13 protein-coding genes are annotated in these 15,595 nt (G+C 68.9%); 10 read left to right on the forward strand and 3 right to left on the reverse strand.

What is annotated here, in order from left to right; genetic code table 11:
- Nucleotides 1-3 precede the first annotated feature (3 nt).
- From folK to metE, 3 genes are all read right to left on the reverse strand, one after another.
- Nucleotides 4-546, reverse strand: coding sequence for a 2-amino-4-hydroxy-6-hydroxymethyldihydropteridine diphosphokinase (folK, locus tag EBL84_RS08850; RefSeq protein ID WP_123140486.1), 543 nt, complete (start codon nt 544-546; stop codon nt 4-6).
- A 111-nt stretch (nt 547-657) separates the two neighbouring features.
- Complete coding sequence (gene glyA / locus EBL84_RS08855) at nt 658-1,905, reverse strand: serine hydroxymethyltransferase (RefSeq protein WP_123140487.1); 1,248 nt, start codon at nt 1,903-1,905, stop codon at nt 658-660.
- A 486-nt stretch (nt 1,906-2,391) separates the two neighbouring features.
- Entirely contained in the window at nt 2,392-4,686 is a 2,295-nt protein-coding gene (gene metE, locus EBL84_RS08860; RefSeq protein ID WP_123140488.1) for a 5-methyltetrahydropteroyltriglutamate--homocysteine S-methyltransferase, read from the reverse strand.
- A 112-nt stretch (nt 4,687-4,798) separates the two neighbouring features.
- Here metE and EBL84_RS08865 point away from each other — a divergent pair, with 112 nt between their 5' ends.
- The 10 genes from EBL84_RS08865 to EBL84_RS08905 all read left to right on the forward strand — a co-directional run bounded on the left by EBL84_RS08865 (nt 4,799) and on the right by EBL84_RS08905 (nt 15,537).
- Nucleotides 4,799-5,707, forward strand: a complete 909-nt coding sequence (locus tag EBL84_RS08865; RefSeq protein ID WP_123140489.1) for a LysR family transcriptional regulator — start codon at nt 4,799-4,801, stop codon at nt 5,705-5,707.
- 50 nt (nt 5,708-5,757) lie between these two features.
- The gene (locus tag EBL84_RS16890; protein ID WP_148040279.1) at nt 5,758-6,054 is read left to right on the forward strand and encodes a hypothetical protein; all 297 of its coding nucleotides are present in this window, start codon (nt 5,758-5,760) and stop codon (nt 6,052-6,054) included.
- Between the two features lie 102 nt (nt 6,055-6,156).
- Nucleotides 6,157-6,843, forward strand: coding sequence for a hypothetical protein (locus tag EBL84_RS08870; RefSeq protein WP_123140490.1), 687 nt, complete (start codon nt 6,157-6,159; stop codon nt 6,841-6,843).
- A gap of 483 nt (nt 6,844-7,326) precedes the next feature.
- Nucleotides 7,327-7,938 (forward strand): DUF502 domain-containing protein, encoded by a 612-nt coding sequence (locus EBL84_RS17070; protein ID WP_132230197.1) that lies wholly within the window; start codon nt 7,327-7,329, stop codon nt 7,936-7,938.
- A 299-nt stretch (nt 7,939-8,237) separates the two neighbouring features.
- Nucleotides 8,238-11,021 (forward strand): PAS domain-containing protein, encoded by a 2,784-nt coding sequence (locus EBL84_RS08880; RefSeq protein ID WP_190287923.1) that lies wholly within the window; start codon nt 8,238-8,240, stop codon nt 11,019-11,021.
- A gap of 232 nt (nt 11,022-11,253) precedes the next feature.
- Nucleotides 11,254-12,702, forward strand: a complete 1,449-nt coding sequence (locus EBL84_RS08885; protein WP_123140493.1) for a sigma-54 dependent transcriptional regulator — start codon at nt 11,254-11,256, stop codon at nt 12,700-12,702.
- A gap of 310 nt (nt 12,703-13,012) precedes the next feature.
- Nucleotides 13,013-13,207, forward strand: coding sequence for a CsbD family protein (locus EBL84_RS08890; protein WP_123140494.1), 195 nt, complete (start codon nt 13,013-13,015; stop codon nt 13,205-13,207).
- Between the two features lie 70 nt (nt 13,208-13,277).
- On the forward strand, nt 13,278-13,445 hold the full coding sequence (locus EBL84_RS08895) for a DUF1328 domain-containing protein (protein WP_123140495.1): 168 nt from the start codon (nt 13,278-13,280) through the stop codon (nt 13,443-13,445).
- Nucleotides 13,446-13,498: 53 nt separating this feature from the next.
- Complete coding sequence (locus EBL84_RS08900; protein ID WP_123140496.1) at nt 13,499-14,476, forward strand: YihY/virulence factor BrkB family protein; 978 nt, start codon at nt 13,499-13,501, stop codon at nt 14,474-14,476.
- Nucleotides 14,477-14,502: 26 nt separating this feature from the next.
- Entirely contained in the window at nt 14,503-15,537 is a 1,035-nt protein-coding gene (locus EBL84_RS08905) for a sodium:calcium antiporter (RefSeq protein WP_123140497.1), read from the forward strand.
- The last annotated feature ends 58 nt before the right edge of the window (nt 15,538-15,595 follow it).

Consider the following 15,595-nt stretch of genomic DNA (forward strand, 5'->3'; position numbering starts at 1 on the left):
GCCTCACGACCGAGGGCACGCGCAATGCGCACGCCCCGCATCCGCCTCGATCAACTCGTCCGCAAGGGTTAGATCCAAACGGCGCACCGTCGTGGCATCGACCTCGGCTGCGAGCGCGCGAATCGAGCAATCGAGCGCCGGATGGCGCAGGTCGTCGACCAGATCGAGCAGCGGGATCAGCACAAAGGCGCGACCGCGGATGCGTGGATGGGGCACCTTGAGCGCGGGCTCGTCGAGGACGAGATCGTCGTAGAAGAGCAGGTCGATGTCGATCAACCGCGGTCCCCACGGGGTGCCCTCGACCCGGCCGAGCCTGCGTTCCAGGGCCTTGAGCCGGACCAGCAGCGTTGGCGCGTCGAGTCTGGTTTCGCCGCGCACGCAGAGGTTGTAGAAATCGCGCTGATCGGTCAGCCCCCAGGGGGCGGTTTCATAGACCGGCGAGAGGACCCGCGTATCCAGCACCTCGGCGAGGTGCGCGACCGCACGCTCGAGGTTGCCGAGTCGGTCGCCCAGATTGGTGCCGAGACTCAGATAGACGGTTGCCATGATGAACAGCCTTGGAGGTGGGGCGGGGACGGTCGGTCCAGTGGATCGTCAAGCGCATCGAGGCGGGTTCGAGGCCGGCGGACACTCAGTCTCCGCCGGCTCGATGGGTCGCTAGCGATAGACCGGGAACCGCTCGGTCAGTCCCGACACCCGCTCGCGTACCTGGGCGATGACCGCGGCGTCCTGCGGTGCATCGAGCACGTCGGCGATCAGGTTGCCGACGAGCCTGGCCTCTTCCGCGCCGAATCCGCGCGTGGTCATGGCCGGGGTGCCGATGCGGATGCCCGAGGTGACGAAGGGCTTTTCGGGATCGTTGGGGATGGCGTTCTTGTTGACCGTGATGTGCGCCTCGCCGAGCAGCCGCTCGGCCTCCTTGCCGGTGAGGCCCTTGGCGCGCAGGTCGACGAGCATCAGATGGCTCTCGGTGCGCCCGGAGACGATGCGCAGACCGCGCGCGATCAGGGTCTCGGCGAGTACGGCGGCGTTGGTGACGACCTGCTGCTGATAGGTCTTGAACTCGGGCGTCATCGCCTCCTTGAAGGCGACCGCCTTGCCGGCGATGACGTGCATCAGCGGGCCGCCCTGGATGCCGGGGAAGATGGCCGAGTTGATGGCCTTGGCGTGCGCCTCGCGCATCAGGATGACGCCGCCGCGCGGGCCGCGCAGGCTCTTGTGCGTGGTGGTGGTGACGAAGTCGGCGTGCGGCACCGGGTTCGGATAGACGCCGGCGGCGATCAGCCCCGCGTAGTGGGCCATGTCGACCATGAAATAGGCGCCGATCTCGCGGGCCACCCGGGCGATGCGCGCGAAGTCGATGCGCAGGGCGAAGGCCGAGGCGCCGGCGATGATGAGCTTGGGTGTGTGCTCGCGCGCCTGGCGCTCAAGCGCCTCGTAGTCGATGTCCTCCTCGGCGTTGAGACCGTAGCTCACCACCCGGAACCACTTGCCGCTCATGTTGAGCGCCATGCCGTGGGTCAGGTGCCCGCCCTCGGCCAGACTCATGCCCATGATGGTGTCGCCGGGCTTGAGCGCCGCGAAGAACACGCCCTGGTTGGCTTGGGAGCCGGAGTTGGGCTGCACGTTGGCCGCCTCGGCGCCGAACAGGGTCTTGACCCGATCGATCGCGAGCTGCTCGACGACGTCGACATGCTCGCAGCCGCCGTAATAGCGCTTGCCCGGATAGCCCTCGGCGTACTTGTTGGTGAGCTGCGAACCCTGAGCGGCCATCACCGCCGGAGAGGTGTAGTTCTCCGAGGCGATCAGCTCGATGTGATCCTCCTGGCGCCGGTTCTCCTGCTCGATGACGGCGGAGAGCTCCGGGTCGATGCGGTCGAGTCGGTATTGGGTGCGATCAAACATGTTTGTTCTCGGAGAGAGTTGGAACCGCAAAGGCACGAAGGGCGCAAAGGGATTGGATGAGTCGTGTCGATAGGCGCTGTCACCCGAGCCGATGACTCGAATCGGGCGACACGCTCCTTTCTAACCCGTCCTCATTATTTGCGTCCTTCGCGCCTTTGTGGTTCGAAGAAAAGAGTTGGAACCGCAAAGGGGCAAAGAGCGCAAAGGGATTGGATGAGTCGCGTCGATGGGCGCCGTCACCCGAGCGGAAGACTCGAACCGGACGACATGCGCCTTCAATCCCTTCCTCATTCTTTGCGTCCTTCGCGCCTTTGCGGTTCGAAGAAAAGAGTTGGAACCGCAAAGGGGCAAAGAGCGCAAAGGGATTGGATGAGTCGCGTCGATGGGCGCCGTCACCCGAGCTGAAGACCCGAACCGGGCGACATGCTCCTTCAAATCCTTACCAATTCTTTGCGTCCTTCGCGTCTTTGCGGTTCAAAAAGACGATCAGCCGAGGCTCGCCCGCAGGGTCTTGGCCGCCGAGACCATGTTGGTCAGGGCCGGGATGACCTCGTTCCACTGGCGGGTCTTGAGGCCGCAGTCGGGGTTCACCCAGAGACGCTCGGCCGGGATGCGCTCGGCGGCCTTGCGCATCAGCTCGACCATCTGTTCCTCGGCCGGGATGTTGGGCGAGTGGATGTCATAGACGCCGGGACCGATCTCGTTCGGGTACTTGAAGTCGTCGAAGACGTCGAGCAGCTCCATGTCCGAGCGCGAGGTCTCGATGGTGATGGCGTCGGCGTCCATGTCGGCGATCGCGGCGATGATGTCGTTGAACTCCGAGTAGCACATGTGGGTGTGGATCTGGGTCTCGTCCGCGACGCCGTTGGCGGTGATGCGGAAGGACTCGATCGCCCAGCCGAGATAGTCATCCCATTGCGACTTGCGCAGCGGCAGGCCCTCGCGCAGCGCCGCCTCGTCGATCTGGATCACGCGCACCCCGGACCGCTCCAGGTCCAGCACCTCCTCGCGGATGGCCAGGGCCAGCTGGCGGCAGGTGACCGAGCGCGGCTGGTCGTCGCGCACGAAGGACCAGTTGAGGATGGTCACCGGACCGGTGAGCATGCCCTTCATCGGCTTGGTCGTCAGCGACTGGGCGTAGGTGATCCAGTCGACCGTCATCGCCTTGGGACGGCTGATGTCGCCGAAGAGGATCGGCGGCTTGACGCAGCGCGAACCGTAGGACTGCACCCAGCCGAACTGGCTGAAGGCGTAGCCGTCGAGCTGCTCGCCGAAGTACTCGACCATGTCGTTGCGCTCGGGCTCGCCGTGGACGAAGACATCCAGCCCCAGTGCTTCCTGCTCGCGCACGCAGCGGGCGATCTCGCCGCGCATCGCCTCGACGTAGGCCGCCTCCTCGATGTCACCGGCCTTGAACTGACGGCGGGTCTGACGGATCTCGGCGGTCTGCGGGAAGGAGCCGATGGTGGTGGTGGGGAACTTGGGCAGCTGGAGCCGCTCGGCCTGCTTGGCGGCGCGCTCGGCATAGGGGCTGTTGCGCTCTCCGAGCCGGGCGTCGATCTTGGCGAGCGCGGCCTTGACCGCGGGGTTGTTGACGCGCGGCGAGCTGCGACGCGCCGCGATGGCGGCGCGGTTGGCGGCCAGCTCGGTCTGGACCGTATGACGCCCCTGGTTCAGCGCGCCGGCCAGGATGCGCAGCTCGTCGAGCTTCTGCTTGGCGAAGGCGAGCCAGGACTTGATCTCGGGATCGAGCCTCTGCTCGCTGTCGAGGTCCACCGGCACGTGCAGCAGCGAGCAGGAGGGCGCGATCCACAGACGCTCGCCGAGCTGCGCCTGGATCGGCTCCAGCCACTCGAGCACCGCGTTCAGATCGGTCTTCCAGATGTTGCGTCCGTCGATCACCCCGAGCGAGAGGATCTTGCTGGACGGCAGCAGGTTCAGCAGCGGCACCAGGTCCTCGCGTCCGCGCACGACATCGATGTGCAGGCCCGCCACCGGCAGGTTGGCGGCCAGATAGCGCTGTTCCTGGAGCTCGCCGAAATAGGTCGCCAGCAACAGCTTGACCGGCGCGCTCTTGAGTTCGTGATAGGCGATCTCGAAGGCATGACGCCAGGGCTCGTCGAGTTCGGTGACCAGGATGGGCTCATCGATCTGCACCCAGTCGGCGCCGTGCTCGGCCAGCGTGTTCAGCAGCTCGGCGTAGACCGGCAGCAGGCGCTCGAGCAGCGCCAGCGGATCCGAGCCGTCCTTGGTCTTGCCGAGTGCGAGATAGGTCACCGGGCCGATCACCACCGGCTTGGCCCGCACGCCCTGCGCCTTGGCCTCGGCCAGTTGCTCGAGCAGACGCGAGGCGTCGAGCTCGAACCGGGTGTCGGCGGTCAGCTCGGGGACGATGTAGTGATAGTTGGTGTCGAACCACTTGGTCATCTCACCGGCGGCGACGCCGCAGGTGCAGCCGGCCTGCTCCTCGACCGCCGGGGCCGAGCGACCGCGCGCCACGCGGAAATAGGTGTCGAGTGCATCGCCGGCGAGACCGCGCACGCGCTCGGGCAGGTTGCCCAGCGTGAAGCTCATGTCGAGCATCTGGTCGTAGAAGGCGAAATCGCCGACCGGGACCAGGTCCAGTCCGGTCTGGTCCTCCCAGTGCTGCGCGCGGAGCTGGCTGCCGACGGCCTTGAGGTCCTCGATCGAGGACTGGCCCTTCCAATAGGACTCGAGCGCGAACTTCAACTGACGCTTGGCGCCGATGCGGGGAAAACCGAGATTGTGAGTGATGGCCATGTCGAATGTCCTGGTCGATGGAGAAGGGATGTGGCCATTCTCACCAGCATGAAACATGAAATAAAATGGTATTTTCTCATCTAAGCATGCATATCACTCATGGATTGCCCCGATGACACAACTCGAGCGCTCCCATCTGGCCATCGTTCGCGCCGTCGATCAGCAGGGCTCGCTGACCGCCGCCGCCGAGCAGCTCAACCTGACCCAGTCGGCCCTGAGCCATGCGGTGCGCAAGCTGGAGAACCAGCTCGGCGTGGCGCTCTGGACCCGCGAGGGGCGCCGCTTGCGCCCGACGCAGGCCGGGGAGTATCTGCTCTCGGTGGCCGATCGTCTGCTGCCGCAGCTCACCCATGCGGAGGCACGCCTGCGTCAGTTCGCCCTGGGCGAGCGCGGGACGCTTCGCATCGGCATCGAGTGCCACCCCTGCTACCAGTGGCTGCTCAAGGTGGTCTCGCCCTACCTGGCCGCCTGGCCGGACGTGGACGTGGACGTCAAGCAGGAATTCCAGTTCGGCGGCATCGGCGCGCTCTTCGCGCATGAGATCGATCTGCTGGTGACGCCCGATCCGCTCTACGAGACGGGATTGCACTTCGAGCCGGTGCTCGACTACGAGCAGGTGCTGGTGGTGGGGCCGCAGCACGCCCTGCGTACGGCCCCCTTCGTGCAGCCCGCGCAGCTCGCCCGCGAGACCCTGATCACCTATCCCATCGCCATCGACCGGCTCGACATCTACACCCGGTTCCTGCTGCCGGCCGGCATCCGGCCCAAGCGCCAAAAGCCGATCGAGACCACCGACATCATGCTGCAGATGGTCGCCAGTGGACGTGGTGTCGCGGCCCTGCCGCGCTGGCTGGTGGATGAGTACGCGCCCAAGCTCGAGCTGACCGCGGTACGGCTCGGCATGGAGGGGATCGCCAAGCAGATCTTTCTCGGTATTCGCGCGGCCGATGCCGACACCCGCTACCTGAGCGAATTCGTCGAGCTTGCGCGCAAACATCGCGACCAAGGGGGACGACGCTGAGGCCCCGCCCGGCTTTCGTCCCAAGGATCGACGCCGCCGCCGACCGAGCCTTGGCGAGCACGCTGCGTGGGCCGATGCGCCTGCCGTCGACCGCCGCGGTGATTCAGCCGGACCTGCAAGGCGTCACCTTCCTGATCAAGCGCGCGGTCATTCCCGCGTTCCATCACAAGACGCGGCTGCGTCCGATCCAGGAGGGGCGAACCGGGGATGGGCTCGGCGATCTGGAGTCGATCGGCGGCGGATTCCTTGGCTGGTCCTGCTCGATCCGCCACGTTGTTCCGCGCGCACCTTGGGTCGGCCAGGATCGGCCCGCTCCTTGCAGAAAAAATCCAGAAGACCTTGTATGAGCCAAGTGGCCGGAGCCCGTCGAGCACCGCGCGGGCAGGGCGCCGTGCGGCGCCCCGATCCGGCCCGACCACCGTGATGCGCCACCAATGCCGATGATCGTTATGTCATCAACACAGACCAACACCCCCGCGGGGGCCTCGCTTGACGCCGAGCGTGAGCGTCTCGCCGATCTGGAACGCCGTTCCCTGCTCGCCGAGCAGGCGCGACAACAGGCCCACAAGATGCGCACCCCCTTGAGCGTGATCAAGCTGGTCGCCGAGACCCTGCAACTCGAACTCGTCGAGGATCGGGCGCACCGCGAGCGCCTCCAGCGCCTGCTCGGTGCCGCCGCGACGCTCTCCGACGGACTCAGCGACTCGGTGCGCTCGACGCGCTTCGGCGACGGCCCGCCGCAGCGGCTCGATGCCGCGGCCCTGGGCGCCGGGGTGATACGGGTCCATGGTGGACGGGTCGTTCCGCTCGCCGAGGACGTCGGCGTGGTGGTGGAGGTCGAGCGCGACAGCCTCGAGGCGGCGCTGGTCCACTGTCTGCGGCTCATCGGTATCGGCACCGATTGCATTGGTGCCCGCGACCACCGGCCGCTCCTCGAGTGTCGGGTGGTGGCCGGGCGGCTCGTGCTGCGGCTGCGCGCCGAGGGTGGGCGGGCGGCGGAACTCCCCGTCGAGCGCGCCGATCTGCGCTTGATGGCGCAGGCGGCCGAGCGTGCCGCGCGCGACAGCGGCGGCACCCTCCACCTGGCCGAGGACACGGCGACCCTGGAGCTGCCGCTGGCGCCGTCGCCGGCGTAGTCGGTCGCGCCGACCGGTTCAGTTGTCCAGCGAGGCGACCGCGCGCAGCGCCTGTGCCTTGAGCGCCAGATGCAACACCTCGTTGTCGCGCTCGACCCCGTCGATCGTGCGCCGCATCATCCGCGCGGCGACTCCTGCGAAGCAGGCGTCGCGCCATCGCCTCGTGCGCCCATGTCGCCGTGCCGGGCGGTGACGGGCGCCGCGCGGGTGTCGCCCGACAGCGCCGTGCGGTGCAATTCAACCCGGGGCGGTTGTAATGCCCCGCTCGGGGTCGCCGTGATCGGGCCGCGCGCTCGCCGTCTCGCCCGTCGCCGCGCGCGGTCGTCGTCGTGGTGCGGTCTGGCATCGGCAGTGCTTGCGTGTGGAGGACGCGGGGGCCGCCCGCTTGGATGCGCCGGGACCGCTGGCCTGGATCACGGCGCACGATGCCGAAGGAGACATGCCGATGACGGAGTCACTGAGCCCGGAGGAGCGAGCGTCGAGATGAGTCGGAAAAACCTGTTCGAGAGACTGCGCAACTGGTTCCTGCAGGGGGTGGCGTTGCTCGCGCCCCTGGTCATCACCATCGCCTTCCTGGTCTGGCTCGGGCGCTCGGTGGAGCTGTTCATGGGGGATCTGGTGCGTGTGCTGATGCCCGCTGGCTGGTATCTGCCCGGCATGGGGCTGGTCGCCGGCGTGGCGTTGACGGTCGTCGCCGGGTTGATCGCCAACCTCTTCCTGGTGCGCTGGCTGCTCAGGTTGGCCGAGCGCGTGCTCGATCGCATCCCGCTGGTGAAGAGCCTCTTCCAGGGCATCAAGGACGTGTCGCGATTCTTTGCCAAGGATGGCGACGAGGGGTTGGGCCGACCCGTGGCGGTCGACATCCAGGGGATGCTCCTGGTCGGTTTCGTGATGCAGGAGCGCGTCGTCCTGCCCGGCGCCGATGACGGTGACGACCGGGTGGCCGTGTTCCTGCCGATGAGCTATCAGTTGGGCGGTTTCACCGTCTATCTGGAGCGCGACCGGATCGGCCAGCTCGATGTCGGCGCCGATCGCGCCATGCGCGCGGTGCTCACGGGTGGTTCACTGGGCGGTGATGCCGGTCTGGGGAGATGATGCGTCTGGCCAGCTTGCCGCGACGGCGTGCCGCTGAGCGTCTGGTCGGCCGCTGGGCCGTTACTGCGGCTGGGCTCAGGCGCGCCGAGCCCTCCTCAGGCCTCCCGCCTCTGTCTTAATCAACCGGATTGTATTGCGCGGGCGATCGATGTTCCGAATGAGCCCGGCACGCCGCTCGGGGTTATCCTGAACGCATAGGAGGAGGCCGGGCTCGGCGTGGCGCCATGTTGTACGCAGCAACCCGGGCAGATGGTGCCTCCACTGCAGACCTCTGGGTCTCCAACGAGGGGGCGACGTCGATGACCAGGGAGCGGTGCTCCACCGATGATGAACTGAAGACCGCCGGGGCAGGGCGACAGGTGCTCAACGATGAGTTGACCCGGCTCATGGACCGGGTGCGCGAGCTGGAGACGGCCAACGAGGTGCTCGACGCCCTCCTGGTCGGCACCGAGATGCCGGTGCTCTTCGTCGATCCGCGGTTGCGCGTGCGCCGCTGGACCCCGGCGACGGAGACGCTGCTGCGACCCGGCGGGGTCGAGCCCGGTTGCCCGCTGGCGGACCTCGGCTGGCGCCTGGAGGATGCCGGGCTGGTCGACGAGGCCGCGTTGGTGCTGGCGGGCACGCCGGTGGTGCCGCGCGAGGTCCCGGGCGACGGCGGGCACTGGTCTCTGCGCCGGATACGGCCCTATCGTTCGAGCGCGGGCCAGATCGACGGGGCCATCATCACCTGGACCGACATCACCGCGAGCAAGTGCGCCGAGGCGGCGCCGTCCGATCGCGACCATACCCTGTGCCGTCTCGCCGATGCGCTGCCGGTGTTGATCTCGCGGGTCGACGCGTCGCTGTGCTATCGCTTCAACAATGCCGCCTATGCCCGCTGGTTCGGGCTCGATCCGGCAGAGATCCGCGGCAGACCGGTGGTCGATGTCCTTGGCGAGGAGGCCTTCGCGCTGGTCCGTCCCCACATGGAGCAGGCGCTGGCGGGCTCGGTCTGTCGCTTCGACGCCTGGCTGCCCTATCAGGGCGCGGGCACCCGTTGCTGCCAGATCGAGTACATCCCGGACCGACGCGACAACGGCACCGTCGACGGCTTCTTCGTGCTGGTCATCGACATCACCGAGCGGCGTCGCAACGCCGAGGAGATCGCCCGACTCAATGCCGAGAACCGGGCGCGCGCCGGCGAGCTGCGCGCGGTCTTCGAGGCCGCCCCGGTGGGGATCTATATCGGTCGCGATCTCGAGTGCCGCAACATGGACATGAACCGCGCCGGCGCCGAGATCCTGCGCCTGCCCGAGCACAGCAACCCCTCGCTGTCCGGGCCCGATGCCACCGCGCTGCCGTTTCGCGTCTTCCACGCCGGGCGCGAGCTGACCACCGCCGAGCTGCCGATGCAGGTCGCGGCGCGTGAGGGCGAGCCGGTGCACGACTTCCACGAGGAGATCCACTTCGCCGACGGTGAGGTCAGGCATCTCATCGCCTCGGCCGCGCCCCTGCGCGACGAGACCGGCGAGGTCGGGGGCTGTGTCGGCATCCTCGCCGACGTCACCCGCGCCACGCGGGCCGAGCGGCGTTACCGCGAGACCCTGGAGCGGCTCAAGCTGCATGTCGACAAGTCCCCGGTCGCCTCGCTGGAGTGGGCGGCCGATACCACCCTGCTGCGCTGGTCGACGGCGGCGGAACGGGTGTTCGGCTGGAGCGAGGCCGAGGCGCTGCGCGGGTCGCTGCGTGGGCTGGGGCTGTTCCCCGACGAGGCGCGCGAGCCCTTCGCGGACATGGTCGGCGCACTGGTCGGCGGGCTGGTCGAGCACAATCAGGCGCTCCACCTCAACCGCCGCAAGGATGGCGAGACCATCTGGTGCGAGTGGCACAACTCGGTGCTGCGCGACGCCGACGGTCGGCTGGTCTCGGTGCTCTCGCTGGCGCTCGACGTCAGCGGCCAGCAGGCGCTGCAGACGAGCCTGCGCCGCCAAGCCGAGCAGCTCGCCGAGGCCGACCGGCGCAAGGACGAGTTCCTGTCGATGCTCGGTCACGAGCTGCGCAACCCGTTGGCGCCGGTGCGCAACGCGCTGGACCGTCTGGCGCTGGGCGAGACCGATCAGACCACGCTCGACTGGGCGCTCGGGGTGATCGACCGTCAGACCCATCATCTGGAGCGACTGGTGCACGACCTGCTCGACGTCGCCCGCATCACCCGCGGCGCGATCGAGCTGAAGGTGGCGCGCCAGGACCTGGGGCGATTGGTGCGCGAGGCGCTGGAGGTGGTCGAGCACGAGGCGCGCGCGCGTGAGCATACGCTCGCGCTCGACTTGCCGCCGGGGGCGGTGGCGGTGCGCGGCGACGCGACGCGGCTCGTCCAGGTGCTGAGCAATGTGCTGCACAACGCCGTCAAGTACACCGATCGAGCCGGGCGCATCGCCGTCGGTCTGGTCGCGGACGCCGGGGTGGCCAGGGTCACGGTCGCGGACGACGGGCGGGGCATCCCCCCCGAGTCGATCCCCACCTTGTTCGAGCCCTTCACGCAGGGGCCGCGTTCGCTGGCGCGGGTGGAGGGCGGCCTCGGGTTGGGGCTGACCCTGGTGAAGAACCTGGTCGGGCTGCACGGCGGCAGCATCGATCTGCACAGCGACGGGGCCGGCCAGGGTACCCGTGTCACGCTGACCTTTCCGCTCGATGCCGGCCCCGCGCCCGAGACCGACGTGGGGCCCGGCGCTGCGGCGGGGGACGATGCGCCGGGCGAGGGCAGACGGGTGTTGATCGTCGATGACAGCCCCGATGTGGTCGAGGCGGCGAGCGAGCTGCTGCGCGCGCTCGGCCACGAGGTCAGCGGCGGCGCGAGCGGGGCCGAGGCGCTGGAGGCGGTCTCCCGGGTGCGTCCGGACCTGATCCTGCTGGACATCGGCCTGCCCGATATCGACGGCATCGAGGTCGCGCGCCGCCTCGCCGAGCGCCCCGAGCGCCGGGCCTTCCGGCTGGTGGCGGTGTCGGGCTACGGCGTGTCGAGCCTCGGCGAGGAGGCGGCGCTGTTCGACGCGCACCTGCTCAAGCCGGTCGGCGTCGCCGACCTCAAGCGGTTGCTGGAGTAGCCCCGGGGAGACGGTCGCATTCCCCCGCTGCCGAGGCGTGCATTCGCCACCGATCGTCTCCAGATCCTCCACTGGCGCGCCGGTCGCGGCGCCGGGGATGCGTGGACGGGGCGCGGCCGCTGTCGAGGATGCCCCCGTGCCCGCGCCGTGGCACGCCATCGAGACTGGTGCGGCTTGATGCCCGAGGGTGTTCGCGCCTCCATCCCGACGCTGACGAGGAGACCTGACACTGATGGGGAATTCGCTGCTGATCATCGAGGACGACGCGGCCTTCGGCGAGGAGCTGGCCCGGCACTTCACCACCAAGGGCTGGGACGTCGAACATGCGACGACGCTCGGCGAGGCGCGGCGGCGACTGCTCGAGGAGTGTCTCGAGCCGCAGGTGACCCTTGCCGACATGAGCCTGCCCGACGGCAACGTGCTCGACCTGCTCGACGAGGTGCGTGAGGCGAAGATCGCCGGTGAGTGGATCCTGCTGACCGGCTACGGCGGTGTCTCCGACTCGGTCAGGGCGCTGCGCCTGGGGGCCTACGACTTCCTCGAGAAGCCCTGCGCGCTGAACCGGCTTGAGCTGGTGGTCTCCGGGGCGCGCCGCGCGGCCATGGCGCAGCGCCGTCTCAGTCGCGAGAGCCGCGACCGGCGGCGGCGCTACGGCGTCGAGTCCTATATCGGCCGCAGCGAGATCACCCGCGCGACGCGCGAGATGATCGCGCGCCTCGCCGAGGTGCCCTTCAGCGCCCTGGTCATCGGTGGCGAGACCGGTGTCGGCAAGGGGCTGGTCGCGCGCATCCTCCACCACGCCGGTCCCCGGGCCGACGGTCCGATGATCGAGGTCAACTGTGCCGCGCTGCCGCGCGAGCTGCTGGAGTCCGAGCTGTTCGGCCATGAGTCCGGCGCCTTCACCGGCGCCAAGGGGCGCCATCGCGGTTATCTGGAGCAGGCCAACGAGGGCACGCTGTTTCTCGACGAGATCGCCGAGATGGATCTCGACCTGCAGACCAAGCTGCTGACCGTGCTGGAGGACCATCGCGTCCGCCGGCTGGGCGCGGAGAAGGCGATCGACGTCGACGTGCAGGTGATCGCCGCGAGCAACCGCAACCTGGAGCAACGGGTGCGCGATGGCGACTTCCGCAGCGATCTCTACCATCGGCTCAGCGTCTTCCGGCTCGACCTGCCGCCGCTGCGCGAGCGCCTCGACGATCTCCACGAGCTGGTGCCGACGCTGGTCGACGAGTACAACGCGCGCTCGGGCAACCGCGTGCGCGAGATCCCGGAGGCGGTCTACGAGCGGATGCGCGCCTACAGCTGGCCGGGCAACGTGCGCGAGCTGCGCAACGTCGTCGAGCGCGCGGTGCTGCTGGCCCGTGGCGAGTGCTTCCCGATCGAGTGGATGCAGCTCGGCAGCGGTCTGGTGCCCGGTCCCGAGGAGGCGCCCGCGCCCGGCGTCGACGGCGACCTGCTGACCATCCCGCTCGATGGCAGCATGGCGCTCGACGAGATGGACAGCTACATCATCCGCACCGCGCTGGAGCGCAGCGGCTATAACGTCACCGCCGCCGCGCGCGCCCTCGGCACCACCCGCGAGACCCTGCGCTATCGCATCCAGAAGTACGGTCTCAGGGACGGCGAGCCGCGCGGCGCCGTCTCCGCGAACACCGCCGGCGCCGAGGGGAGCGGCTGAGCCGCTCCCGCGTCGTCGGATGCGTCCCCCGCCGCCTCCGCGCGTCTCTTGCCCGGCGACGGGGCCTTTCCACCGCAGCCACCGAGATGGCTGGCCATATCCACCAGTGTCGCGCGATCTCCCGCCGCCGCCGGCGTGCGTCCGTGGCGTCGCGCCCGCTCATGACGGGCGCGGGGCGCCGATGTCGAAAGCTGGCATGCAGGCTGCAAGCTTGATGACCAGCAGGCGTCGCCGGGCGTGGACAGCGCGTCCCGGTCGCCTGGAGGCGCGCCGATCGGGCGCGCCATCACGCGAAACCTGGAGGTCTTGCATGAACTGGAACGAGGTCAAGGGGAAGTGGACGGAGATGAAGGGGCACGTCAAGGCGCGCTGGGCCGATCTCACCGATGACGATCTGCTCGCCATCGAGGGCGAGCGCGACAAGCTCGTCGGCAAGATCCAGGAGCGTTACGGCCTTGCCAAGGAGGAGGCCGAGCGTCAGGTCGAGGAATACGAGAAGGGATGATCGCCTCCTCGGGCGGCGCGGCGTGCGCCGCGCGCCCGTCGACCGGATTCATGTCACTGAGGAGGTTGTGATGATCAGACTCGCGCTCGTCTTCCTGATCGTGGCGTTGATCGCCGGCGCACTCGGGCTGACCGGTATCGCCGGCACCGCGTCCAGTATCGCCTGGATACTCTTCGTCGTCGGTCTCGTCTTTGCGGTGGTGTTGTTCGTGTTCGGACGTCGGCCGCCGACGCTGTGACCGGGGTGAGGCCGCCGCGCCGCGCGCGCGGCCAGGCCAAGGGGAGGGATGTGATGGATGTCGATGATCGCGCCGACCGGGCGATCGGTCGCCTGGCCGATGCGCCCAACGAGATCCCGCCGGGCGGCTGGGTCCGAATCGCCAAGCGGGCCTGGCGGGCGGCGGGCGCCGACAACGTCTCGCTGGTCGCCGCCGGGGTCGCGTTCTACAGCCTGCTGGCGGTGTTCCCCGGCATCGCCGCGCTGATCGCCCTGTTCGGGCTGGTCGCCGACCCCGCGCAGGTCGAGGGACAGTTCTCCGCGCTCAGCGCCGTGCTGCCCGCAGAGGTCTATCAACTGCTCTCGCAGCAGATGCGCGAGGTTGCATCGGGCTCGGGGCAGAGCCTCGGCGCCGGGCTGGCGGGCGCGATCCTGCTGTCGGTGTGGAGTGCCACGCGGGCGACGCGGTCGCTGATCGCGGCGCTGAACATCGTCTACGACGAGCGCGAGCGTCGAGGCTTCCTGCGGCTGAATCTCACCGCCTTCGTCGTGACCTTCTCGCTGGTGCTGCTGGTCGCCGTGGTGCTGGCGCTGATCGTGGCGGTGCCGGTCGCGATGCGTTATGTCGGCCTGGGTGCGCTGGCGCAGGTGCTCGTCAATCTGGTGCGCTGGCCGGTGCTGGCCGCGTTGGCGCTGACCCTGCTCGCGGTCCTCTATCGCTATGGCCCGTCACGCCGTCAGGCGCGCTGGCGGTGGGTCTCGGTCGGCTCGTCGCTCGCCGTGGTGCTGTGGCTGGTCGCCTCGGCCCTGTTCTCGGTCTATGTCTCGCGCTTCGGTACCTACAACGCGACCTATGGCTCGATCGGCGCGGTCATCGTGCTGCTGATGTGGCTCTATCTCTCGGCGCTGATCACCATCCTCGGCGCCGAGCTCAACGCCGAGATCGAGCGCCAGACCGCGCGCGACACCACCCGGGGCGAGCCGCGTCCGCGCGGCGAGCGGGGGGCCTATGTGGCCGATCACCTGCCCGACGATGCGCCCTCTGCGGACTGAGTGGCGCGTGTTGAGGCGCGAAGACGATGCCCTCGGCTGAGCACTGGTCACTGGCGCTGATCGTCGTCGTGCTGGTCGCGAGCGCGGCGGTGATCGCCGTGGTCGGGACGCGCATGGCGCGGCTCGCCGACCGTCTCGCCGATCTGACCGGGCTCGGCGAGGCGGTGTTCGGCGCGGTGCTGCTCGGCGCCAGCACCTCGCTGCCCGGGATCATCGTCTCGCTCACCGTCGCCTCGGCGGGCAAGGCCGAGCTTGCGGTCGGCAACGCCGTCGGCGGCATCGCGGCGCAGACGGCCTTTCTCGTCGTCGCCGATATCCTCTATCGTCGCGCCAATCTCGAGCACGCCGCCGCCTCGGTGCCCAATCTCATCAACGGTGCGCTGCTCTGCGCGCTGCTCGCGGTGCCGTTGATGGCCGCAACGGCGCCGCCGGTGACGCTCTTCGGGGTCCATCCGGCCTCGTTCCTGCTGCTGGCGCTCTACGCACTCGGGGTGCGCCTGGCCGCCGTCGCCCGGGGTCAGCCGGCCTGGTATCCGGTGCAGACCGGCGAGACCCGCGAGGACGTCCCGGAGACGTCCGACGATGATGGGGCGGGGCAACGCCGGTTGTGGGCGGGCTTCGTCGCGGCGGTGATCCTGGTCGGCGCCGCGGGTTATCTCGTCGGCGTCGCGGGGATGGCGCTGGTGCGGGTGACCGGGCTCTCGGAGACCCTGGTCGGGGTCCTCTTCACCGCCGTGGTGACCTCGCTCCCGGAGCTGGTCACCGCGATCGCCGCCGTGCGCCACGGTGCGCTGACGCTCGCCGTCGGCGGCATCATCGGCGGCAACACCTTCGATGTGCTGTTTCTCGCGTTCTCCGATATCGCCTATCGGCCGGGATCGCTCTACCATGCCGTCGGGGATCAGCCGCTGTTCATCATCAGTCAGACGATTCTGCTGACCGCCACGCTGCTGCTCGGACTGATCCGGCGCGAGCGCAGCGGCATCGGCAACATCGGCTTCGAGAGCTGGTTGGTGCTGATCTTCTACGGTATCGGTCTCGGCGTCATCGTCCTCGGCTGAACCCATCGCCCGTCTCCTCGGGCGGCCGCCCTCGTGCGGGGGACCGATGACCCTCCAT

The sequence above is a fragment of the Marichromatium sp. AB31 genome, assembly GCF_003718685.1.
GTDB classification, from domain to species: Bacteria; Pseudomonadota; Gammaproteobacteria; order Chromatiales; family Chromatiaceae; genus Marichromatium; species Marichromatium gracile.

Bases quoted from the DNA above. Each gene is read 5' to 3' on its own strand.
- EBL84_RS08865 (WP_123140489.1), top strand. From the start codon at position 4,799: ATGACACAACTCGAGCGCTCCCATCTGGCCATCGTTCGCGCCGTCGAT.
- metE (WP_123140488.1), bottom strand. From the start codon at position 4,686: ATGGCCATCACTCACAATCTCGGTTTTCCCCGCATCGGCGCCAAGCGT.
- EBL84_RS08880 (WP_190287923.1), top strand. From the start codon at position 8,238: ATGACCAGGGAGCGGTGCTCCACCGATGATGAACTGAAGACCGCCGGG.
- EBL84_RS08905 (WP_123140497.1), top strand. From the start codon at position 14,503: ATGCCCTCGGCTGAGCACTGGTCACTGGCGCTGATCGTCGTCGTGCTG.
- folK (WP_123140486.1), bottom strand. From the start codon at position 546: ATGGCAACCGTCTATCTGAGTCTCGGCACCAATCTGGGCGACCGACTC.
- glyA (WP_123140487.1), bottom strand. From the start codon at position 1,905: ATGTTTGATCGCACCCAATACCGACTCGACCGCATCGACCCGGAGCTC.
- EBL84_RS08895 (WP_123140495.1), top strand. From the start codon at position 13,278: ATGATCAGACTCGCGCTCGTCTTCCTGATCGTGGCGTTGATCGCCGGC.
- EBL84_RS08890 (WP_123140494.1), top strand. From the start codon at position 13,013: ATGAACTGGAACGAGGTCAAGGGGAAGTGGACGGAGATGAAGGGGCAC.
- EBL84_RS17070 (WP_132230197.1), top strand. From the start codon at position 7,327: ATGAGTCGGAAAAACCTGTTCGAGAGACTGCGCAACTGGTTCCTGCAG.
- EBL84_RS08885 (WP_123140493.1), top strand. From the start codon at position 11,254: ATGGGGAATTCGCTGCTGATCATCGAGGACGACGCGGCCTTCGGCGAG.
- EBL84_RS08900 (WP_123140496.1), top strand. From the start codon at position 13,499: ATGGATGTCGATGATCGCGCCGACCGGGCGATCGGTCGCCTGGCCGAT.
- EBL84_RS08870 (WP_123140490.1), top strand. From the start codon at position 6,157: ATGTCATCAACACAGACCAACACCCCCGCGGGGGCCTCGCTTGACGCC.